Genomic DNA, 21,875 nt, shown 5'->3' with positions numbered 1-21,875 from the left:
TTATTTATAACTTCTTTCTTTCACTTCAATATTCTCGAACTCCAATTCCTCTTTATGCAATACTGCATCTTTGGGTGTTCCTTTATATTCCCATGCCGCGACATATTGGAATTCTGGGCGTCTTAAGGCCTCTCCTTCTTCGGTTTGGAATTCTTCCCTGAAATGTCCTCCGGCAGATTCCTCTCTCTCTAAAGCATCTTTGGCAAATAGCTCACCTAACTCTAAATAGTCAGCAACTCGCATGGCTTTGGCCAATTCTTCATTATATTCGTTTAGGACTCCTGGGACTCTTACATCTTTCCAAAATTCTTCACGTAGCGCTGCAATTTCAACAATTGCTTCTTTTAAACCTTGTGCATTTCTAGCCATACCACACTTGTTCCACATAATTTTTCCAAGTTTTTTATGGAAATGATCTACGGAATGTGCTCCGTTATTATTGATTAGGTGCTCCAAGCTATCTTTCACGTTCTTTTCTGCTTCATCAAATTCTGGCGTATCGGTCGGAATTTTGCCAGTTCTAATGTCTTGTGATAGATAATCGCCAATGGTATAAGGCAGTACAAAATAACCATCCGCCAAACCTTGCATCAACGCCGACGCTCCAAGACGGTTTGCACCGTGATCAGAGAAATTGGCTTCACCAATGCAATATAATCCTGGCACAGTGGTCATCAAGTTGTAGTCTACCCAAAGGCCACCCATGGTATAATGCACCGCAGGGTAAATCATCATTGGAGTTTCGTACGGATTTTGATCTACAATTTTTTCGTACATCTGGAAGAGGTTACCATATTTTTCTTTGATGACTTCTTGACCAAATTTTTTGACTATTTTGGGATCGTTTTCATCAAAGCCTCTAATGTGGGCACGTTCTTTTCCGTAACGCTCAATAGCAGAAGCGAAGTCCAAAAATACGGCTTCACCGGTTCTATTGACGCCATAACCAGCATCACAGCGTTCTTTTGCTGCACGTGAGGCCACATCACGAGGTACCAAGTTTCCAAAAGCTGGATAACGACGCTCTAAGTAGTAATCTCTGTTTTCTGCTGGTATATCTGTAGGTTTTAATTTGCCTTCTCTAATGGCCAACACATCATCCATGTTTTTTGGTACCCAAATACGTCCGTCATTACGAAGTGATTCAGACATCAAGGTCAATTTGGATTGATGCTCGCCAGAAACAGGTATACAAGTTGGGTGAATTTGTGTATAACACGGATTTGCAAAGAAAGCACCGCGTTTATGGGCTTTCCAGGCAGCAGTCACGTTACTTCCCATGGCGTTGGTGGATAAGAAGAATACGTTTCCATAGCCTCCGGTACCCAAAACAACAGCGTGAGCGGAGTGACGCTCCACTTCTCCTGTAACTAAGTTTCTTGCAATAATGCCTCGCGCTTTTCCGCCAACCACAACTACGTCTAACATTTCATGACGGTTGTACATGGTGATTTTTCCACGGCCTATTTGGCGGTTCATGGCCGAGTAAGCACCCAATAACAGTTGCTGACCTGTTTGTCCAGCAGCGTAGAATGTACGTGACACCAATACCCCTCCAAAAGAACGGTTGTCTAAATAGCCGCCGTATTCACGTGCAAAAGGAACTCCTTGGGCTACACATTGGTCAATGATATTTGCCGATACTTCTGCCAATCGATAGACGTTGGCTTCTCGAGAACGGTAATCGCCACCTTTTACAGTATCGTAAAATAATCTGTAGGTGGAGTCACCATCACCTTGATAGTTTTTAGCGGCATTGATTCCTCCTTGAGCTGCAATAGAGTGCGCACGACGTGGCGAATCCTGAAAACAAAATGCTTTTACGTTATAACCAAGTTCGGCCAAGGTTGCCGCTGCAGACCCACCGGCCAATCCAGTACCAACAACAATCACATCAATGTTACGTTTGTTAGCTGGGTTGACAAGGTTAATGTTGTTTTTATAATTGGTCCACTTATCAGCAAGAGGACCTTTTGGTATTTTAGAATCTAAAGCCATATTAGATGTTTTTTTAGTTGAAGTGATGATAGAGAGCAATAAAGATAAATCCTAAAGGGATGACTATGGCATAAGCCTTGCCAAATCCTCTTAAACCTTTTGTGTATTTATTGTTGGCTCCCACCGACTGAAATGCAGAGCTGAACCCGTGCAACAAGTGCAATGATAAAAACACGAATGAAAGACAATACAAGGCCACGCGCCAAACGTCTACAAATTTATGCTGTAACTCCTCATAATAACGATACTCGCCACTTGCGAGAGTTCCAGACATATCGCCTTGAATAAACTTAGTGTTGATTTCTGGCAACCAAAAATCATAAAAATGAAGTCCTAGAAAAAGTAAAATGACCGCACCGGTGTAGATCATGTTTCTGCTCATCCAAGTAGAATTGGCATTGCCGTTATACTTGACATACCCAATGCTTCTTGCATTTTTATTTCTTATTTCCAGCACCATGCCCATCACAAAGTGAAAAATCACCCCAAAAATCAAAATGGGTTGAAAAATATATTGCACAACCCAAAAGGTGCCCATAAAATGAGAGGCCTCGTTAAACGTGTCGGCACTGAACACAGAAAGAAGGTTGATTGCAAAATGCTGTACTAAGAAGATCATGAGGAAGAATGCCGAAAGCGCCATGGCAAACTTTCTTCCAACTGAAGAATTAAAAATTCCGCCCATATTTTGTAGTTAGTTTAATGTGATACAAAGATACGTTTCAAACGATTGAATGACAAGAAATAGATTTAATTATACTTATTTGGAATGAGTTTAATTAAAGAAAGGAATCCATTTGTTTTGAAAATGAACCGAAGCCTTGAATCCATTTAGTTTGTTGATCTAAAAGTAAACATCTTCAAAATACCTTCAAAATATGGGGTTAAAAGTTTCATAAAAGGAGGTCAGATTTTTTTAACAACGGTCAAATCTGTAATTTTGAAAAAACGATTATCCCATGAAATACGACAGAATAGATTCCAAACTTTTTATAAAAAATCGGAAAAACTTTATGGCTCAGATGAAGCCGAGCAGTTTGGCGGTTTTTAATTCCAATGATATTTATCCTATAAGTGCCGATAGCACCATGCCATTTCAGCAACATCGGGACATTTTTTATTTAAGTGGTGTGGATCAAGAAGAAAGCATTCTTGTGCTTTTTCCTGATTGTCCGAAAGAAAAGCACCGTGAAATTTTATTCTTGAAAGAAACCAACGATCATATTGCCGTTTGGGAAGGTGAGAGGTTGACCAAGAAAGCGGCCTTCGAAACTTCAGGGGTCAGAACCGTTTATTGGTTGCAGGACATGGAGAAGATTATGTTTGAATTGATGTCGCAATGTGATACCGTTTACATTAATACCAATGAACATTATCGTGCGAGTGTAGAAACGGAAACCCGTGAAGACCGTTATACGAAATGGTTAAAAGAAAAATACCCAGCACATTCTGTAGCCAAAAGCAATCCTATTTTACAACGCTTACGGTCTGTAAAGGATCCCATTGAATTGGATTTGATGCAAAAGGCCTGTGATATCACTGAAAAAGGCTTTAGAAGACTTTTGGGTTTTGTGAAACCAGGGGTTTGGGAATATGAGATTGAAGCGGAATTGATGCATGAGTTTTTACGCAACCGCTCCAAAGGATTTGCCTACACCCCGATTATTGCTGCCGGGAATAATGCTAATGTGCTTCATTATGTGGTCAACAATCAGCAATGTAAAGCCGGCGATTTGATTTTATTGGATGTTGGTGCAGAGTATGCCAATTATGCAAGTGATATGACGCGAACCATTCCAGTGTCCGGGAAATTCTCAAAACGTCAAAAAGAGGTATATAATGCGGTCAACCGTGTGAAAAAAGAAGCTCAAAAAATGTTGGTTCCTGGAACGATTTGGGCAGACTATCACGTAGAAGTTGGTAAAATAATGACTTCGGAATTGTTGGGTTTAAAATTATTGGACAAGGCCGATGTTAAGAATGAAGACAAAGATTGGCCAGCCTACAAGAAATACTTTATGCACGGCACCAGTCATAATATCGGTTTGGATACACACGATTACGGGATTTTAACCGAACCAATGCAAGCCAATATGGTGTTTACCGTAGAACCCGGAATTTATATTCCAGAAGAAGGCTTTGGCATTCGACTGGAAGATGATTTGGTGATCCAAAAGAAAGGCGAGCCATTTAATCTGATGGGCAGTATCCCTATTGAAGTGGAGGAAATTGAAGATATCATGAATTCCTAAAAATAAATTTCATCGATTAAAAATATAGTAGAGGCTCTTTGCAAAGAGCCTCTACTTTTTGCAAAGAGCCTCTACCATAATACCACTCTGATTGGTTTCCACGCAAAAGTATATGGTAAACACCAATCAGATTTTTTAATAAGCCGGCACCAAATCAAACACATATCTATTAAGTTTTCTCAAAGTCTCCAGTTTGTCGCTGGTATTGATCAATAAAGAAATATTATTGCTGCTGCCGCCATAGGAAATCATTCTCACATTGACATCCTGTAGAATCTGGAACAATTTTGGTGTATCAGGATGGTAAACAATATGGTTTCCAACAAGGCAAACAATAGTCCGGTAGCTATCTATTTCAACTCTTGAGAATTTTTCCAATTCGTTCACAATTTCAGACAGATTTTTAGTGTCATCAATAGTAAGTGAAATGGCGATCTCTGAAGTTGTAATCATGTCAATGGATGTTTCGTATTTCTCAAAAATTTCAAATACCTTTTTTAAGAATCCGTGTGCCAATAGCATACGGGCCGATTTAATCTTGATGGCGGTAATGCCATCTTTTGCTGCAATAGCTTTGATGCCTTCGCCATGGATGTCATTAGTGATTAATGTGCCATGTGCAGTGGGCGAATTGGTGTCTTTTAAACGGACCGGAATGTCTAAGTCCCTTACCGGTGTTACAGTTTGTGGATGTAAGATTTTCGCTCCAAAATACGCCAGTTCGGCGGCTTCATCGAATGACAGGTTGGATATGGCATGGGTTTCTGGGACAAAACGTGGATCATTATTGTGGAAACCATCAATATCCGTCCAGATTTGAACTTCTTTAGCGTTTAAAGCGGCGCCAATAATGGTTGCGGTGTAATCGCTGCCACCACGTTGTAAGTTGGCAATCTGTCCCTCAGCGTCCAAACAGATGAACCCTTGGGTAATATAAATGTCGGCTTCAGGAAGTTCATTAATGATGCGATTGAAGTTTTGACGTATATAGAAGCTATCGGGCTCACTGAACTTGTCAATCCGCATAAAATCCAAGGCTGGTAATAACTGAGCGTTGAGGCCCTCTTGCAGTAAAAACCGACTGAATATAAATGTAGACAACAGTTCTCCCTGGGCCACAATTTTATTAGATAGAACGGTCGAATAATTGACGTTGACCGTAGCGTTAAGCATGTTGAAGATAGAACTGACATATAGGTGTGCTTCCTCTCTTAGATTAGGTTGATGAATTAATTGATTCACCGTTTGTATATAAGTTTTATGAAGATCGGAAATCAATTCTAAAGCATTTTCTATTTCCTTATATTTTATACATTCTGAAATTGTGACCAGCGAATTGGTGGTACCTGACATAGCAGATAATACCACGACTTTACGTTGACCATCATTAATAATGTTTTTGACATTGGTCATATTCTCTATAGACCCGACTGATGTACCTCCAAATTTTAATACAAGCATAATTTTAAATTTTATCGCACGAAAATAGGCCTAACCTCTGTTTCCACAATGAAAATTAAAAAATTTGACTAATTTTACACAAATTGTTAAATAGTTAACAAATGCGAACGATTACTGCTTGTGTCAATGAGATTCTAATTGCTCAACCTTTTTTAGAAGAAGCATTGTCAAGGGGCATCATCAACTATTCTGCTTTGGCAGAGGAATTGGTTATTCCCATCAGCGAGATGTTAAAAAAACCTGTGAAATCCGGTGCCGTCATGATGGCGCTGCGGAGATACCAATCACCAATGGATTTTGGAAATTCCCTTAAACTTAAGCGGGTTATCCAAAATCTGGGTGATATTACAGTGAGATCCAATTTAACAGATTTCACCTTTCAAAATTCAAAAACCTTGAGCTATAGCCACTCCAAAATTCTGGAGCAAATGGATAATTATTCTAATGTGTTTTACGCATTTACACGAGGGGTTTATGAGAGCAATATCATTATCTCAACCTCGCAAAAACACAATATTCTAAAGCATTTTCAGGATGAGATTTTGCTTGGGGAAAGAGCGGAATTATCTGCCATCACTATCAGCTTACCTTCTGATAATTCGAAAGTCACAGGTCTTTATTATCAGATTTTTAAGCGATTGGCTTGGGAAGGGATTGCACTCTATGAAGTCGTTTCTACGACCAATGAATTTACCATCCTGGTGGAAGATGAAGTGGTGGACAAGGCGTTTTCGGTCATGAAGCGTTTGAAGGAGTAACCCGTTCCAATACATTCAAGATGACGAACATAAAAAGGGAAGGTAATAACCAGCCTAAATTGAAATGGCCCAATGGAACAAAGTCAATCACAGCGTTCAAGGTGTCCGAAGGCATCAAGATTTTCAAAAAATCTGGAATACTAAATATAAATGCTATAATGACGACGCCTCTAAACACTAATGATGACGCCCATTTATCTGGGAGTGTATTCAGTAAAATTAGAATAATGGTTATTGGATAGATGAACATAAGAGCAGGAATGGCGATGTCTATGATGAATCCAACGTCAAATTGACCCATAACTATTCCTAATAAACTTCCTATAATAGCGGTTAACGTGTAAGCATTTTTAGAGTTGCGAAATAAGCCTTTAAAATAATCGGCAGTACCAGTAATAATGCCCACAGCGGTTGTAAAACACGCCAAAGCAATTAAAACGCTCAACAGGCTTGCACCTGCGCCTCCCAGAGTTTTGTTGCCCAGTCCTAACAGTAATTCCGGTCTCGTGATATTTATAGGAAATTCTGAATTGTGCAATGATCCACTCAAAATAAGCCCAGTATAAATAATGAACAAACCAAATCCAGCTACCAAGCCAGCTTTAAAAATAAGCTGTCTTTTTTCTATAAAGGATTGCGAGCTATTTAAATTGATGGAGATGATTAACACGGCACCTACCACCATGGCTGCGAGGGCATCAAAGGTCTGATAGCCTTCCAAAAGTCCATCAACCAAAGGTGCTTTAAATTGTGAAGCCTGTATAGTTTCTGATGGTGAAAACATGGCGATACCTATAATAGCTAACAATATCGCAATAATTATGGGAGTAAGATACTTGCCCAAGAGGTCTAAAACTTTGGACCGATTCATCACAAAAATAAACACTAAGATGAAGTAGATGCTGCTGGTGAGCAGACTGCTGCTTTCAAAAAATGGTGCAATGGCCATTTCGTGGGTTACTGAAGCCGTTCGTGGTGCGGGTAATATAATGCAGATGGCATAGACTAGTATGCAAAAGACAATACTAAAAAGGTGAGATACTTTTTTTCCAAAATCGTACATCGTACCCTGTAATTTGGCATGTGCGATAATGCCTAATATCGGAATAACCACCGCAGTAATCACAAAACCGACGGTCACCAAAAACCAATCAGGTCCAGCATTGAATCCTAAAAATGGCGGTAATATTAAATTTCCAGCCCCAAAAAACATCGAAAACAAAGCGAAGCCGGTAATAAGTATGTCCTTGATTTTATTCATCCTATAATTAATATAATGTCTATAAGCTTTTGCCTCGCGGGTCAAACTCTTTATATATTTGCCGAATATAGTTTAAATATGATTTTAGAATACAAAAATAGCCCAATCTTTTATACCGATGTAGGGCGGGGAAAAGCTGTGGTTTTGCTTCATGGATTTTTGGAGAATTCATCCATGTGGCAGGATTTGGTTGCCGAAATAAAAAATAGCCATAGGATTATTACCATAGATTTACTGGGTCATGGAAAAACGGGCTGTTTGGGCTATCTCCATACTATGGAAATGATGGCAGATGCCGTCGTGTCTGTTTTAGATCATTTGAAGATCAAAAATTCATTTTTTATAGGTCATTCTATGGGTGGATATGTGTCCTTGGCACTTGCTGAATTGTATCCTGAGAGGGTTTATGGTCTTTGTTTGATGAATTCCACTCCTTTTCCTGATAGTCTTGATCGGCAAATGAATAGAGATCGGGCAATTAAAGTGGTCAAACAGAATTCCAAGAATTTTATAAGGATGTCCATATCCAATTTGTTCAGCCCTGACAATAGAGAGCAATTTGTCGAAGAAATTGAATATATAAGATTGGAAGCCATGGATATGCCGGTACAAGGGATTGTTGCTGCTTTGGAAGGTATGAAAATTAGAAAGGACAGAAGTCAAGTGCTTAAAGCAATGGAAGCTCATAAAATGATTATTTTAGGACAGAAAGACCCTGTTTTGGAATTCGATGACTTAAAATTACAATTGGCTGAATTAGAGCTTGATATTGTGGAATTTAGAGGTGGGCATATGTCACATATTGAAAATAAATGCGAATTTACTTACTTTATAAAGCGTTTTATCGAAAATTGAGGTGTTTTGACGTCAATTTAATTTTATTTTTTTAAGTTAGGCATCTCTAACTAAGACAACCATGAAAAAAACCAGTAATGCCCCAGCCCCAATGAAGCTTTATTGCAGCCTTTTTGGTCACAATTATGTGGTTTCAAAAAAGGTCACTTCGCACGTCAAAGAATATACCTGCAAGTGCTGCAAAAAGCAGTTGACTACTAACAGTAATGGTGATTTAACGGAGTTAACACCTAAGTTTAAAGAAATCAATTCTATATTGGAAGAGATGTACATGCGCAGAACGCTCCGTTCACAGGAAAAAGCGCTCAGTTCATCGATATATTAGAATTGAAGACTGGCTTATTGTTTTGGTTTTTATATATTTAGATATCCTCTAAAATAATATTTAAAACTAATAGCCAATTGAAAACTGTTTACTGTTCTATTTTTGGACACAACTATGTTGTATCCAAAAAAATCACTTTTCATGTCAATGAGTATAAATGCACACATTGCCATTTAGAAATGACCACTAATAGCAACGGAGAATTGACACCGTTGACTCCAAAGTTCAGGGAAATCAATTCAGTTCTTGAACGTATCCATAAAAGAAGAAAATCTAGGAGAATGGAAGGATTGCTCGTATTTGAGCACTGATTTATTGTCTAGTTAATAAATCTCAAAATACACCTATACTTCACAAAGACGTTTAAAATACTAATTACGACGTCTTTGTGATGTTTTTTAGTACCCAGATATCAGGGATTTGTCAGTACAGAGGCCGAAAAAAAATGAATTTTATGTGATGGTTGAAGCCATCTCATCTTTCTCCAATTTATAATAGGGATTTTTTCGGTAGACATTGCGCAATGAAAATTTGGTCGGAAGGGAACGTTTTTCTGAGTAGCTATTTATTGAACTTTTCTCGAGAACTTTTATTAAAACCTTAACACATAATTTTCTCAATTGTAATTCGTTTTAATTACTATATGAAGTAGTCCTAAATCTTGAGTTTTGAAACATTTATATTGTAGATTATTTAGTCACGATTTTATTATAAAAAACGAAATCACCAAATTTGTCAAGGAGTATCAGTGCATGCGTTGTGGCTTGCAAGCGACCACAAGTGATACCGGAAATCTTATTCCTTTGACTGATAGGAGACGAGAGATCAATAAGGAATTAAAAAAGTTGTATAATAAAAGACGAAAAATAAAACAAAAAGTTTATTGATCTTTTAATGCGTTCCAACCTTTGGCAATTAAGGGAATAAGTGCATCTCCACGTGTTATCAAATGCATACCCTGTTCTTTTTCAGTCATATAGCCAATTACCGTTAAATTTGGATTCCCTTTGATTTTTGGAAAATCCTCTTGGGCAATGGTCATCAACAATTCATAATCCTCTCCACCATTTAAGGCAATTGTTGTACTGTCAATATTAAATTCCTCACAGGTGGAAATGACTTGTGGATCTAACGGAATCTTGTTTTCGTACAATACTGCGCCCACATTGCTTTGCTTGCATAAATGAATGATTTCTGAAGATAAACCATCACTAATATCAATCATTGAAGTGGGTTTTACTTTTAAATCCCTTAAAAGTTTGATAATATCCTTCCGTGCTTCTGGTTTCAATTGACGTTCTACAATGTAGGTATAGGGCTCTAAGTCGGGTTGGTTGTTTGGGTTGACCTTAAACACTTCTTTTTCACGTTCCAAAATCTGAAGTCCCATATACGCAGCACCGAGATCGCCAGTAACCACCAACAAATCGTTCGGTTTTGCACCACTTCTATACACAACATCATTTTTGTTGACCTCTCCAACTGCAGTTATGGAGATGATCAATCCTGTGGTAGAGGAGGTCGTATCACCACCAACCACATCAACGCCATATATTTTTGAAGCGGTTTCAATGCCAGCATAGAGCTCTTCCAATGCCTCCAAAGGAAATCGATTGGAAATTGCAATGGCAATCGTGACCTGAGTTGCGCTCGCATTCATGGCATATACATCTGATAGATTGGCGATCATCGCCTTGTAGCCCAAATGTTTTAAGGGCATGTAACTCAAATCGAAATGCACGTGTTCCACCAAAATATCTGTTGTGATCACAACCTGTTTCGATTTAAAGTCTAAAACGGCGGCATCATCACCAATACTTTTGATTGTGGATTTCTGGGTCGCTTTAAAATTTTTGGTCAAATGGTCAATCAGGCCAAATTCACCTAATTCACTTATGGGGGTACGGGATGGGTTTTTATCTTCTATCATGATACAAATTTAGGGATATAGCTTACAAAACGCCAATCATTTTTGGGAATTATTCTACACCAACTGCTATCTAAAAAACTAATAGTACTATTTGGGAATATATTGAAAAGATCCATGGAAATGCCCTAGTTATATTGTATATTTGTCCACTATTTAGAAATAATCTTAATAACAAATGATAAAAGTATCTGAAACAGCTAAAAAAAAGGTCATCGAGCTCATGAGTGAAGATGGCTTTGACTGTGCAACCGACTTTATACGCGTTGGTGTGAAAAGTGGTGGTTGTTCGGGTTTATCGTATGATTTGAAATTTGATAAATCACAAAGAGATGAGGACAAGGTCTTTGAGGATAATGGTGTCAAAATTGTTATTGATAAAAAGAGCTTTTTATACCTCATTGGTACAACCCTTGAGTATTCAGGTGGTTTAAATGGTGCAGGATTTGTGTTTAATAATCCCAATGCAAATCGCACATGCGGATGTGGGGAATCGTTTTCCCTATAATCCCATCCCAACTTTCCCAAAGGGAAGGATTTTAACAAATAATGTAAAAGACAATGACGAAATACACAGAAGACGATTTAAGAGAAGAGCTAAAAACCAAGGAATACCAGTATGGATTTTTCACTGATATTGAGTCCGATACGTTTGAGCCTGGTTTAAATGAAGATGTTGTTCGCGCAATTTCTTTGAAAAAGGAAGAGCCGGAATGGATGACCGAGTGGCGTTTGCAAGCATTCCGAGCTTGGGAAAAGATGATTGAGCCTGAATGGGCCAATGTTACCTACGAAAAACCTGATTTTCAGGCTATTTCCTATTATTCGGCACCAAATACTAAGCCTAAATATGATAGTTTGGATGAGGTGGATCCGCAATTATTGGAAACTTTCGAGAAATTGGGAATTTCTATGGACGAGCAGAAAATGTTGGCTGGTGTTGCCATGGATGTTGTAATTGACTCCGTTTCGGTGGCTACAACCTTTAAGAAATCACTGGATGAGAAAGGAATTATTTTTTGCTCCATCAGTGAGGCCATTCAAAAACATCCTGAATTGGTCAGAAAATATATAGGAACGGTTGTACCTCAAACGGACAACTTTTACGCAGCCTTAAATTCGGCAGTCTTTAGTGACGGTAGCTTCTGCTATATTCCAAAAGGCGTTCGCTGCCCAATGGAATTGTCCACTTATTTCCGAATCAATCAAGGAGGAACTGGACAGTTTGAAAGAACGCTTCTCATTGCAGATGAAGATAGTTACGTAAGTTATTTGGAAGGATGTACGGCTCCAAGCCGTGATGAAAACCAAATGCACGCCGCGGTAGTGGAGTTAATTGCAATGGATGGTGCAGAAATAAAATACTCAACGGTTCAGAACTGGTATCCTGGAAACGCAGAAGGCAAAGGAGGGGTTTTCAACTTTGTAACCAAAAGAGGGATTTGTGAGAAGAATGCCAAGATCTCTTGGACGCAAGTAGAGACAGGATCAGCGGTGACTTGGAAATACCCAAGCTGTATTCTAAAAGGTGATAACTCAGTAGGTGAGTTTTACTCTATTGCAGTGACCAATAACCACCAACAAGCTGATACAGGAACAAAAATGATCCATTTGGGTAAAAACACCAGATCGACCATTATTTCAAAGGGTATATCGGCGGGAAGATCACAAAACTCATATAGAGGCTTGGTCCAGATAGGACCTAGAGCAGAAAATGCCCGTAATTTTTCGGAGTGTGATAGTTTGCTGATGGGTAACGATTGTGGAGCACATACCTTCCCGTATATTGAAGTAAAAAACAAATCGGCAATAATAGAACACGAAGCCACAACGAGTAAAATTGGTGAAGACCAGATTTTCTACTGTAACCAGCGTGGTATTGATACTGAAAAAGCCATTGCGCTTATTGTAAATGGTTTCAGCAAAGAGGTATTGAATAAATTGCCAATGGAATTTGCTATAGAGGCACAAAAATTACTGGAAATAAGTTTGGAAGGTTCAGTTGGTTAGTGAATGATCAACCTGCAAGGCTTTAGAAACCATGTGGGTTGATACAGATTTAGTTTTCTATCTCAGACAACGATTTATGAAAAGAACAATCTTTCTTGTATTTATATTATTGGCATTTGTCGGCTGTAAAAACGATTCAAAATCTCCCAATGTCGTAAATGAGAATCAAGATCAGCTTGATGTGAAGGAGCTTACAGGAAATTTTATTTATTTTGCCGACGTAGCTGTTTTCCAAACCAAAAGCGAGCTGTTTGGCGTTGTCGAGGACCAAAAGGCTCAAGAGTTGATCAAGAGGGCCGAGATTTTAAAAGACCAGCCAACTGATGAGGTTAAAGTAACATTAAAGGTGAAAGTGACCAAAAAGCCAGAACATGAAGAAGGTTGGGAAAACAGGATAGAAATTATTGATATTATAACTGTTTCCAAGGTAGATCAAGAAAACAGTGACATTATAAAATTAAGATCACAAGAATAGAAGTATAAAAATCAGATTCTGACAGACAACTATTGGAATCTGTACGTTAAATTTAAGTAAAACCGTATGTTAAAAATTATTGATTTACACGCAAGTGTTGAAGATAAAGCCATTTTAAAAGGCATCAATTTAGAGATAAATGCTGGTGAAGTACATGCCATTATGGGACCAAATGGTTCTGGTAAAAGTACTTTGGCATCTGTTATTGCCGGCAAGGAAGACTATGAAGTCACTCAAGGAGACATCTTGTTTGAAGACGAAAGCATCAACGAACTGGCACCCGAAGAACGTGCCCACAAAGGTGTTTTCCTATCCTTTCAGTATCCCACTGAAATACCCGGAGTTTCTGTAACCAACTTCATGAAAACGGCCATCAATGAAACTCGTAAAGCAAGAAAGCTTGGAGACATGCCGGCTAATGAGATGTTAAAAATGATCCGTGAGAAATCAGAAATGCTGGAAATTGACCGAAAGTTTTTATCCCGATCCTTAAACGAAGGGTTTTCTGGAGGTGAAAAGAAACGGAATGAGATCTTTCAATTAGCCATGTTGGAGCCAAAGCTTGCTATTCTTGATGAAACTGATTCAGGTTTGGATATTGATGCTCTTCGAATTGTGGCCAGTGGAGTTAACAAAATTAAAAGTAAAGATAATGCGGTCATTATCATTACCCACTACCAGCGTTTGTTGGATTATATTATCCCCGATTTTGTTCACGTCATGTTTGAAGGACGCATTGTTAAATCTGGTGGGAAAGAATTGGCTCTAGAGCTTGAAGAGAAAGGCTACGATTGGATTAGGGAAGAAGTGAACGCGTAGTTTGGTTTGAAGGGTTTCTTGTTTAAGGTTTCAAGTTATGGCAACCATTAAGAAATTTGAAGATTTAGAAATATGGTAGGAAGCTCGAAGACTTTCAAACGAGATAAAAGAAATCGCTTTAAAATCTGAACTAAAGAATGATTTTAGACTGAGGGATCAAATCAAAGGATCTTCAGGTTCAGTAATGGACAATATTGCTGAGGGATTTGAGCGCGACGGGAATATTGAATTCAGACAATTTTTATCTGTCGCTAAAGGATCAGCAGGAGAATCAAGATCTCAATTATATAGAGTTTTTGATTATGGATATATAGAAATAGAGAAGTTAGAGAAATTGGTGGATGCATACGAACAATTAAGTAAACGAATAGCCAATTTCATAATATATTTAAACAAACAAGATTTCAAAGGGAACAAATTCAAATGATTACAGATGCGTAATCAACTTGAAACAAGAAACAAAAGAAACTTGAAACTTACAGAATGGAACTAAAAGAAAAACTCATAGCCTCCTTTATGGCATTTGAAAACTTGGTGGATATTGATTCGCCAGTTCATGATGTGCGAAGTGAGGCCATCAAAGAATTTGAAACAAAAGGCTTTCCGTCAAGAAGAGACGAAGCCTGGAAATACACCTCCTTAAATAGTATTTTAAAGCACGATTATAGTGTGTTTCCCAAAAGTGAGAGCCATATCGATTACAACGATATTAAGAAATATTTCATTCACGATATTGACACCTATAAAATTGTCTTTATCGATGGGAAATATTCATCTCATCTTTCAGAAACAACACACGACGGGGTTGATATCTGCTTGATGTCATCCGCATTGTCAAAGCCAAAATACAGGCCTATTATTGAAAATTATTTTAATAAGGTAGCGGCAAAAGATGGTCTAACCTCATTGAATACCGCATTTTCTCAAGAAGGAGCTTACATTCATATTCCTAAGAACAAATCGGTGGCAAAACCAATTCAAATAATTCATTTCTCAACGGGCAATGAAGCAGCATTGATGCTACAGCCCAGGAATTTGATTGTTGTGGACGAAAACTCACATGTCCAGATTGTTGAGCGCCATCAAAGTTTGACCGAAAACCCTGTGTTGACCAATTCGGTTACTGAAATTTTTGCAGACAAACGTGCGATTGTGGATTATTATAAAATCCAAAATGATAACGAAAATGCCTCGTTGATCGATAGTACATTCATCAACCAAAAGCAAGAAAGTTGCGCAACCGTTCACACTTTCTCTTTTGGTGGCAAATTGACGCGAAACAATCTCAATTTTTATCAAAACGGAGAGCGGATCGACTCTACTTTAAAAGGTGCGACCATTATTGGCAACAGACAACATGTGGATCATAATACTTTAGTACATCATATTGAACCAAATTGCGAAAGCCATCAAGATTACAAAGGTATTTTTGATGACCATGCTACTGGTGTTTTCAACGGAAAAGTATTGGTTAACAGAGAAGCTCAAAAAACCAATGCCTTTCAGGCCAACAACAATATTCTAATTGGTGATAAGGCAAGTATCAACACCAAACCGCAATTGGAAATTTTTGCTGACGATGTCAAATGTTCACATGGGTGTACCATTGGACAATTGGACGAAAGTGCTATGTTTTACATGCGCTCAAGAGGTATTCCAGAAAAAGAGGCTAAGGCTTTATTGATGTATGCCTTTAGCAATAACGTATTGAGTTCGGTTAAAATCCCAGAGATTAAACAACGTATTACTAATATTATCGCTAAGAAATTAGGGGTTAATATTGGATTCGATCTGTAGTTAGAATGCGGACCCACCTACCGGCGGGGTGGGTGATGTAGATATGGCAGTTTTCCGTTGATTATTATTTTCGATAGTTCATTCTGTTTCTATCAAATTTAAATCGGCGTTATCATAAACAATCAGCATCACCCGCCTGAACGGACGGACAAATCAACGTTCCATTCAACGATTCCAAATTTCAAAAATTAGAGCATGTTTCCAGTCGAAGACATAAGAAAAGATTTTCCAATACTTCAAAGACAAGTCAATGGGAAACCATTGGTATATTTTGACAACGCTGCTACTTCACAAACACCGCAGCAGGTTATTGACGCCATTGTAGATTACTATTCAAACTACAATGCCAATATCCATAGGGGCGTTCATAGCTTGAGTCAGGAAGCAACCGATAAATATGAAGAAGCACGATTAAAGATTCAAAAGCACTTTAACGCAAAAGCATCGCACGAGATCATCATGACTGCTGGCACAACACATGGCATCAATTTGGTGGCAAGTGGCTTCACAGCACTTCTAAAAAAAGGCGATGAAGTAATTGTGTCAGCTTTAGAGCACCATAGCAATATTGTTCCGTGGCAAATGTTATGTGAGCGTACTGGTGCTATCCTTAAAGTCATTCCTATGAATGATGAAGGCGAATTGATAATATCGGCCTACGACGAACTACTTTCAGAAAAAACCAAACTCGTATTTGTCAATCATATTTCCAATGCATTGGGAACGATTAATCCTATCGAAAGCATTGTCCAGAAAGCCCACGCTGTTGGCGCTGCCGTTTTGATTGATGGCGCACAAGCGTGTCCTCACTTAAAAGCAGATGTCCAAGCTTTGGATGTTGATTTTTATGTCGCTTCTGCCCATAAAATGTGTGGTCCAACCGGCGTTGGTATGCTGTACGGAAAGGAAGAGTGGCTCAATAAATTACCACCATATCAAGGTGGAGGTGAAATGATTGCTGAGGTGACCTTTGAAAAAACTACTTATGCCGACTTGCCCCATAAATTTGAGGCAGGCACCCCAAATATTTGTGGAGGTATTGCTTTTGGAGCGGCTATTGACTATATGAATCAGATTGGTTTTAAGAATATTGAAACTTATGAGCATGAACTTTTGGACTATGCCACAAAACGACTATTAGAAATAGAAGGCTTGAAAATTTACGGCACCTCAAAAAATAAAACCTCAGTAATTTCCTTTAATCTGAAAGACATCCATCCATATGATGTTGGTACCTTACTTGATAAAATGGGTATAGCGGTCCGTACTGGTCATCATTGTGCACAACCGATCATGGATTATTTTAAAATTCCGGGAACCATAAGAGCTTCTTTTGCATTTTACAACACCAAGAATGAAATAGACACTCTGGTTGAAGGCGTTAAAAAGGCTAAAATGATGCTATCCTAAGCTTCAGGTTTCAAAAATTGATTATATGAGTTCAAAGTTTTTAGCCATTATGTCAATGGTACTTTTATTTTTTTCCTGTTCAACAAACACCGATAAAGTAATTTTAATAGCAAGTACCAAAGCTGATTGCACTGGCATCTCGCCTCAAAAATGCTTGCAAATTAAGGAGGAAGGCGAAACCAATTGGACTTATTTTTATAGTAACATTGAAGGCTTTGACTATGTTGAAGGCTTCTACTATAGATTAAAAGTTTCGGTTTCAGAGATAGAGAACCCGCCAGCAGGCGGTTCCTCATTAAAATATAGATTGATTGAAGTTTTAGAAAAATCAAAAGCACCTTTAAATTTGGATCAAGGATCGTGGCTGGTAACCCGGGTAAAGGATAGGGACAGTTTTGGTAGAAATCCGTTTATTAAAATAGACCTGTCACAAAATGAAATCAACGGCAATACAAGCTGCAATCGGTTTTCTGCAAAAATTAAAGTGACCAATAATAAGGTTGATATATCTGAACTGTCTTCAACTGAAATGATGTGTAAGGACATTGATGTGGAAACTGCGTTTCTTGATGCCTTGGCAAGTATCACATCGTACAGTTTGAAGAACGATAAACTTCAGCTATTGGACGCTAATAAAGAACTGCTAATAGAGTGCAATTATTTGAAATCAGAATAGCCTGTAGGATTCAACGACTTGATATCCATGGTTAAATTGCTTGTTTTGAAGAGATAAATTGTAACTTTGTATAAAATTTTAGAATGACAATAAAAGCAATACAAGAAGACCTCATTGATGAGTTTTCAATGTTTGAAAATTGGGAGGAACGCTATCAATATATGATCGATTTGGGCAAGACCTTACCATTGATTGACGAGCAATATAAAACTCAAGAAAACATTATTAAAGGCTGCCAAAGTAGGGTTTGGGTACATGCTGAAATGGATGGCGACAAAGTGGTATTTACTGCGGATAGTGACGCCATAATCACAAAAGGCATTATAGCGATTTTGATTCGTGTGTTCTCAAACCAAAATCCGCAAGATATTATTGATGCTGATACTGATTTTATCGATGAGATAGGCCTTAAGGAGCATTTGTCTCCAACACGAGCCAACGGATTGGTGAGTATGATCAAACAATTGAAGATGTATGCCATTGCATACCAAACACAGTTAAACTAATTCCTGAATTCCTGCGTAGGCAGGAATCTTTGAATTGTTATTTCAAAACAGATTGTTATTGCACGATAAAGCTTGAATACTTTCTGATTGGAAAATAGATTTTATACAAACACAGTACAGTTGAATTATGTTTATGAGTTTAATAGTTTAGATATTTATTTCTGAAATAAACCTACACTCTTAAACTTCTGAACTTCTAAACTTTTAAATGATGAGTGAAAAAATAGATACATTCGCCTTAGGTGAAAAGATAGTGAACGTTATAAAAACGGTTTATGACCCTGAAATCCCTGTCGATATTTACGAATTGGGATTGATTTACGATGTTTTTGTCAATGAAGATTACGATGTCAAGATACTTATGACCTTGACCACGCCAAACTGTCCGGTAGCTGAAAGCTTACCTTTGGAAGTTGAAGAACGCGTAAAATCCATTGACGAGATAAACTCGGTTATTGTAGAAATGACATTTGATCCACCTTGGAGTCAAGACTTGATGAGTGAAGAAGCTAAATTGGAGTTGGGGATGCTTTAGTGTTCAGTATTCAGTTAGCAGTAAGAAGTCACCCATCATCGGTCCTCTGTCTTCGGTCAGTATACTTATTTTTAATTGATATTCAGAACACCTAAATCCTACATCCCACTTTAAATAATGGCACGACCAAGTCTAAAATCATTAAAAGACAAAAATAAAACGAGCTTAAGAAAGTCTTTTAATGCCTTGGTGTTTATTCCGCGTTTCTTTAAGGAAATCTGGCAAGCCAATAAAAAACTATTGCTTATATCGGCATTTTGCCGCCTTATTGGTGCTGTTTTACCGGTGATTATCTTATGGGTTGGAAAACTCATTATTGATGAGATTATTCTACAAACGCAAATCGATGTCTCAGATCTAACACAGCTGTGGACCTATGTTGGCATTGAACTGGGACTCGTAGTACTTTCTGATCTCATGGGTCGCGCTATTTCCTTGACCGATGGACTTTTGGGAGATGCTTATTCCATTGTATCTTCAGTATCCATTATTAAAAAAACCAATCAGATAGATATCAGTCTCTTGGAAGATTCCGAATTCTATGATAAATTGGAGCGTGCCAGAGTACAAACTGCAGGACGTGTAGGACTTTTGTCCAATGCCCTTGGCGAGGTTCAGAGCTTGATTTCAATTACCACACTTGTAGCTGGTCTGATTTACTTTGAACCTTATCTAATTATTATGTTGGTGTTGAGTATTATACCTTCTTTTATTAATGAGATTTGGTTCAGTCAGCAGCAATATTCACTAGCAAGAGGTTGGACCGCCGAAAGACGTGAACTTGATTACTTGAGATTTATCGGTGCAAATAATGTTACTGCAAAGGAGATTAAACTCTTTGGATTGACCGATTTTATCGTCGGTCGCTTTAAAAATCTTTCTGACGAATATTACGAACTGAATAAAAAGCTGGCAATGAAACGTTCGGCTTTAGGGTTTGTGTTCAATGTTTTGGGTACCTTGAGTTATTATGGTGCTTATGTATTCATTATTTATCGTGTGATTTCAGGAGTAATTACTCTTGGTGAATTGACGTTTTTGTCAGGATCTTTCAATAGGCTGACTCGGAATCTTCAGGATTTCTTTTCAAAATTCACGAGGATTACAGAAAGTGCACTTTATTTGAAGGATTATTTTGAGTTTATTGATCTTTCTATCGTTCCAAAACATGTAGAGGATCAGACGTTGCCAGACACCATTAAAACAGGGTTTGAATTTCGAAACGTGCGTTTTTCTTATCCAGATTCCGAAACTGAAATTCTGAAAGGTGTGAGTTTTAAAATATCCGCCGGAGAGAAGATGGCCTTTGTTGGTCAAAATGGTGCCGGAAAAACAACACTGACCAAACTGATGTTACGGTTTTATGAACCCACATCTGGAGAAATATTGTTGGATGGCATCAACATCAATCGGTTTAAACAAGACGACTATCAGAAGTTCTTTGGTGTGATTTTTCAGGATTTTTTCCGTTATGAATTTACGGTCAGAGAAAATATTGCCGTTGGCGATATTGATGAGTTGGACAATCTAGAAAAAATCGAGAATGCTGCCCAATTAAGCTTGGCCAACGAAGTGATTTCTGAATTTAAGAAGGGCTATGACCAACAACTCGGAAAACGTTTTTACAAAGGACAGGAACTCTCTGGTGGCCAATGGCAAAAAGTAGCTTTGGCCCGTGCGTATATGAAAGATGCAGAAGTGATGATTTTGGACGAACCAACATCGGCATTGGACGCGAAGGCAGAAAGTGATGTTTTCAAGCGATTTATTGCGTTGACTAAAGGGAAAACGAGTATTATCATCTCTCATAGATTCAGTACCGTGAGACAGGCCGATCGGATTTTGGTATTGGAAGAAGGTAAAGTATTGGAGCTGGGAACCCATGACGAATTGATGGCAAACAACAATCTTTATGCACAACTTTTCCAACTACAAGCCGAAGGATATCAATAAATTCAACCGTCTATTTTCTACGCACTACGTGCTTGAGGAATAGTTTAATAGTAATTGTCGTTATATTGTTAAATATGGGACCCCGCCCGAATGCGGGGTTAATTCAACCATCTATTTTGTCTACGCACTACGTGCTTGAGGAATAGTTTAACAGTAATTGTCGTTATATTGTTAAATATGGGACCCCGCCCGAATGCGGGGTTAATTCAACCATCTATTTTGTCTACGCACTACGTGCTTGACAAAATAGGGTTTCATTAATAAAACACTTAATTTTACATTATGGAAAATGAAATTGTCAACAGAGTAGCCAATAGTAAATTGGTGGTTGTAAACTTAGAAGATTATTATCCAAAGGGTCAACGTACGGTTTTTGATATCAAAGAGTGGTTGTTTCAAGAATTGGTGCTTCGTGAAAAGGATTTTAGAGCACAGGTAAAAGAACATGATTGGTCTCAATATCAAGACCATTACGTTGCTCTGACCTGTACTTCAGATGCCATCGTGCCCGCATGGGCTTTTATGTTATTGACCATGCATTTACAACCCTATGCCAAAACCATTGTGGTTGGAAGTTTGGAACAGCTTGAGACCTCAATCTATCAGGAGGTCATCCGAAACCTTGAAACTGATGCATTTGTAGATCAGCCGCTCATCATCAAAGGTTGTACAAACAAACCCGTTCCTGCAAATGCCTATATCATGTTGTCCCAAAAATTAAAACCTTTGGCAAGGTCTATTATGTATGGAGAGGCTTGTTCTTCAGTACCCTTATACAAAAGGAAATAACCATCAGACCGAAAAATTATTGATTAAATTGTATCTTTGCGCGTTTTTAAAAATGAATCAAAGGAATT

22 protein-coding genes and 1 pseudogene are annotated in these 21,875 nt (G+C 38.2%); 18 read left to right on the top strand and 5 right to left on the bottom strand.

The features are described from left to right. Both G6N06_RS09330 and G6N06_RS09325 read right to left on the bottom strand, forming a co-directional pair. A complete protein-coding gene (locus G6N06_RS09330; RefSeq protein WP_163516168.1) occupies positions 1–1,998 on the bottom strand; it encodes a fumarate reductase/succinate dehydrogenase flavoprotein subunit in 1,998 nt (665 codons plus the stop codon). A gap of 13 nt (positions 1,999–2,011) precedes the next feature. Further along, complete coding sequence (locus tag G6N06_RS09325; protein ID WP_163516166.1) at positions 2,012–2,683, bottom strand: succinate dehydrogenase cytochrome b subunit; 672 nt, start codon at positions 2,681–2,683, stop codon at positions 2,012–2,014. Between the two features lie 274 nt (positions 2,684–2,957). On the opposite strand from G6N06_RS09325, the gene G6N06_RS09320 reads away from it, so the two are divergent. Next, positions 2,958–4,250, top strand: a complete 1,293-nt coding sequence (locus G6N06_RS09320) for an aminopeptidase P family protein (RefSeq protein WP_163516164.1) — start codon at positions 2,958–2,960, stop codon at positions 4,248–4,250. A gap of 135 nt (positions 4,251–4,385) precedes the next feature. On the opposite strand, the gene G6N06_RS09315 is transcribed toward G6N06_RS09320, so the two are convergent. Then, positions 4,386–5,711, bottom strand: a complete 1,326-nt coding sequence (locus G6N06_RS09315) for an aspartate kinase (RefSeq protein WP_163516162.1) — start codon at positions 5,709–5,711, stop codon at positions 4,386–4,388. A 101-nt stretch (positions 5,712–5,812) separates the two neighbouring features. Here G6N06_RS09315 and G6N06_RS09310 point away from each other — a divergent pair, with 101 nt between their 5' ends. Next, positions 5,813–6,469 carry a hypothetical protein gene (locus G6N06_RS09310; RefSeq protein ID WP_163516160.1) on the top strand — a complete coding sequence of 219 codons (657 nt, stop codon included), beginning with the start codon at positions 5,813–5,815 and terminating at the stop codon, positions 6,467–6,469. Here G6N06_RS09310 and brnQ read toward each other — a convergent pair. Further along, the gene (brnQ, locus tag G6N06_RS09305) at positions 6,447–7,730 is read right to left on the bottom strand and encodes a branched-chain amino acid transport system II carrier protein (protein ID WP_163516159.1); all 1,284 of its coding nucleotides are present in this window, start codon (positions 7,728–7,730) and stop codon (positions 6,447–6,449) included. The genes G6N06_RS09310 and brnQ overlap by 23 nt on opposite strands. Positions 7,731–7,808: 78 nt before the next feature. Here brnQ and G6N06_RS09300 point away from each other — a divergent pair, with 78 nt between their 5' ends. From G6N06_RS09300 to G6N06_RS20205, 4 genes are all read left to right on the top strand, one after another. After that, positions 7,809–8,585 carry an alpha/beta fold hydrolase gene (locus G6N06_RS09300; RefSeq protein WP_163516157.1) on the top strand — a complete coding sequence of 259 codons (777 nt, stop codon included), beginning with the start codon at positions 7,809–7,811 and terminating at the stop codon, positions 8,583–8,585. Between the two features lie 61 nt (positions 8,586–8,646). Next, complete coding sequence (locus G6N06_RS20215) at positions 8,647–8,910, top strand: DUF1660 family phage protein (RefSeq protein WP_240338025.1); 264 nt, start codon at positions 8,647–8,649, stop codon at positions 8,908–8,910. Positions 8,911–8,987: 77 nt separating this feature from the next. Then, complete coding sequence (locus G6N06_RS20210) at positions 8,988–9,221, top strand: DUF1660 family phage protein (RefSeq protein ID WP_240338024.1); 234 nt, start codon at positions 8,988–8,990, stop codon at positions 9,219–9,221. A gap of 357 nt (positions 9,222–9,578) precedes the next feature. After that, positions 9,579–9,797, top strand: coding sequence for a DUF1660 family phage protein (locus tag G6N06_RS20205; RefSeq protein WP_488585437.1), 219 nt, complete (start codon positions 9,579–9,581; stop codon positions 9,795–9,797). Here the strand turns inward: G6N06_RS20205 and thiL are convergent. Continuing rightward, complete coding sequence (gene thiL, locus G6N06_RS09295; protein ID WP_163516155.1) at positions 9,791–10,840, bottom strand: thiamine-phosphate kinase; 1,050 nt, start codon at positions 10,838–10,840, stop codon at positions 9,791–9,793. The two genes, G6N06_RS20205 and thiL, sit on opposite strands and share 7 nt — an antisense overlap. Before the next feature lie 175 nt (positions 10,841–11,015). On the opposite strand from thiL, the gene G6N06_RS09290 reads away from it, so the two are divergent. From G6N06_RS09290 to G6N06_RS09235, 12 genes and pseudogenes are all read left to right on the top strand, one after another. Next, positions 11,016–11,345 carry a HesB/IscA family protein gene (locus G6N06_RS09290; RefSeq protein WP_163516153.1) on the top strand — a complete coding sequence of 110 codons (330 nt, stop codon included), beginning with the start codon at positions 11,016–11,018 and terminating at the stop codon, positions 11,343–11,345. A gap of 53 nt (positions 11,346–11,398) precedes the next feature. After that, the gene (gene sufB / locus G6N06_RS09285; protein ID WP_163516151.1) at positions 11,399–12,847 is read left to right on the top strand and encodes a Fe-S cluster assembly protein SufB; all 1,449 of its coding nucleotides are present in this window, start codon (positions 11,399–11,401) and stop codon (positions 12,845–12,847) included. Positions 12,848–12,923: 76 nt separating this feature from the next. Then, positions 12,924–13,322 carry a hypothetical protein gene (locus G6N06_RS09280; RefSeq protein ID WP_163516149.1) on the top strand — a complete coding sequence of 133 codons (399 nt, stop codon included), beginning with the start codon at positions 12,924–12,926 and terminating at the stop codon, positions 13,320–13,322. A gap of 66 nt (positions 13,323–13,388) precedes the next feature. After that, a complete protein-coding gene (sufC, locus tag G6N06_RS09275) occupies positions 13,389–14,141 on the top strand; it encodes a Fe-S cluster assembly ATPase SufC (RefSeq protein ID WP_163516147.1) in 753 nt (250 codons plus the stop codon). Between the two features lie 37 nt (positions 14,142–14,178). Further along, positions 14,179–14,568 (top strand): annotated as a pseudogene (locus tag G6N06_RS09270) (four helix bundle protein). A 56-nt stretch (positions 14,569–14,624) separates the two neighbouring features. Further along, positions 14,625–15,938 (top strand): Fe-S cluster assembly protein SufD, encoded by a 1,314-nt coding sequence (gene sufD / locus G6N06_RS09265; RefSeq protein ID WP_163516145.1) that lies wholly within the window; start codon positions 14,625–14,627, stop codon positions 15,936–15,938. Positions 15,939–16,133: 195 nt separating this feature from the next. After that, positions 16,134–17,348, top strand: a complete 1,215-nt coding sequence (locus G6N06_RS09260) for an aminotransferase class V-fold PLP-dependent enzyme (RefSeq protein ID WP_163516143.1) — start codon at positions 16,134–16,136, stop codon at positions 17,346–17,348. A gap of 25 nt (positions 17,349–17,373) precedes the next feature. Next, a complete protein-coding gene (locus G6N06_RS09255) occupies positions 17,374–18,024 on the top strand; it encodes a DUF4377 domain-containing protein (protein ID WP_163516141.1) in 651 nt (216 codons plus the stop codon). 83 nt (positions 18,025–18,107) lie between these two features. Further along, entirely contained in the window at positions 18,108–18,530 is a 423-nt protein-coding gene (locus G6N06_RS09250; protein ID WP_163516139.1) for a SufE family protein, read from the top strand. 211 nt (positions 18,531–18,741) lie between these two features. Then, on the top strand, positions 18,742–19,065 hold the full coding sequence (locus G6N06_RS09245) for a DUF59 domain-containing protein (RefSeq protein ID WP_163516220.1): 324 nt from the start codon (positions 18,742–18,744) through the stop codon (positions 19,063–19,065). 117 nt (positions 19,066–19,182) lie between these two features. Then, entirely contained in the window at positions 19,183–21,018 is a 1,836-nt protein-coding gene (locus tag G6N06_RS09240; protein WP_163516137.1) for an ABC transporter ATP-binding protein, read from the top strand. Positions 21,019–21,300: 282 nt separating this feature from the next. After that, complete coding sequence (locus tag G6N06_RS09235) at positions 21,301–21,807, top strand: DUF2480 family protein (protein ID WP_163516135.1); 507 nt, start codon at positions 21,301–21,303, stop codon at positions 21,805–21,807. Positions 21,808–21,875: the final 68 nt, after the last annotated feature.

The sequence above is a fragment of the Gelidibacter japonicus genome (assembly GCF_010725055.1).
GTDB classification, from domain to species: Bacteria; Bacteroidota; Bacteroidia; order Flavobacteriales; family Flavobacteriaceae; genus Gelidibacter; species Gelidibacter japonicus.
Note: the sequence above shows the minus strand (reverse complement) of the source record. Positions and strands in the feature narration are given on the sequence as shown.

Coding starts and splice junctions, on each gene's coding strand:
- sufC (WP_163516147.1), top strand. CDS start 13,389: ATGTTAAAAATTATTGATTTACACGCAAGTGTTGAAGATAAAGCCATT.
- G6N06_RS09280 (WP_163516149.1), top strand. CDS start 12,924: ATGAAAAGAACAATCTTTCTTGTATTTATATTATTGGCATTTGTCGGC.
- G6N06_RS09290 (WP_163516153.1), top strand. CDS start 11,016: ATGATAAAAGTATCTGAAACAGCTAAAAAAAAGGTCATCGAGCTCATG.
- G6N06_RS09325 (WP_163516166.1), bottom strand. CDS start 2,683: ATGGGCGGAATTTTTAATTCTTCAGTTGGAAGAAAGTTTGCCATGGCG.
- brnQ (WP_163516159.1), bottom strand. CDS start 7,730: ATGAATAAAATCAAGGACATACTTATTACCGGCTTCGCTTTGTTTTCG.
- G6N06_RS09330 (WP_163516168.1), bottom strand. CDS start 1,998: ATGGCTTTAGATTCTAAAATACCAAAAGGTCCTCTTGCTGATAAGTGG.
- G6N06_RS20215 (WP_240338025.1), top strand. CDS start 8,647: ATGAAAAAAACCAGTAATGCCCCAGCCCCAATGAAGCTTTATTGCAGC.
- G6N06_RS09235 (WP_163516135.1), top strand. CDS start 21,301: ATGGAAAATGAAATTGTCAACAGAGTAGCCAATAGTAAATTGGTGGTT.
- G6N06_RS09310 (WP_163516160.1), top strand. CDS start 5,813: ATGCGAACGATTACTGCTTGTGTCAATGAGATTCTAATTGCTCAACCT.
- G6N06_RS09245 (WP_163516220.1), top strand. CDS start 18,742: ATGAGTGAAAAAATAGATACATTCGCCTTAGGTGAAAAGATAGTGAAC.
- G6N06_RS09320 (WP_163516164.1), top strand. CDS start 2,958: ATGAAATACGACAGAATAGATTCCAAACTTTTTATAAAAAATCGGAAA.
- G6N06_RS09250 (WP_163516139.1), top strand. CDS start 18,108: ATGACAATAAAAGCAATACAAGAAGACCTCATTGATGAGTTTTCAATG.
- sufB (WP_163516151.1), top strand. CDS start 11,399: ATGACGAAATACACAGAAGACGATTTAAGAGAAGAGCTAAAAACCAAG.
- sufD (WP_163516145.1), top strand. CDS start 14,625: ATGGAACTAAAAGAAAAACTCATAGCCTCCTTTATGGCATTTGAAAAC.
- G6N06_RS09255 (WP_163516141.1), top strand. CDS start 17,374: ATGAGTTCAAAGTTTTTAGCCATTATGTCAATGGTACTTTTATTTTTT.
- thiL (WP_163516155.1), bottom strand. CDS start 10,840: ATGATAGAAGATAAAAACCCATCCCGTACCCCCATAAGTGAATTAGGT.
- G6N06_RS09240 (WP_163516137.1), top strand. CDS start 19,183: ATGGCACGACCAAGTCTAAAATCATTAAAAGACAAAAATAAAACGAGC.
- G6N06_RS09315 (WP_163516162.1), bottom strand. CDS start 5,711: ATGCTTGTATTAAAATTTGGAGGTACATCAGTCGGGTCTATAGAGAAT.
- G6N06_RS09260 (WP_163516143.1), top strand. CDS start 16,134: ATGTTTCCAGTCGAAGACATAAGAAAAGATTTTCCAATACTTCAAAGA.
- G6N06_RS09300 (WP_163516157.1), top strand. CDS start 7,809: ATGATTTTAGAATACAAAAATAGCCCAATCTTTTATACCGATGTAGGG.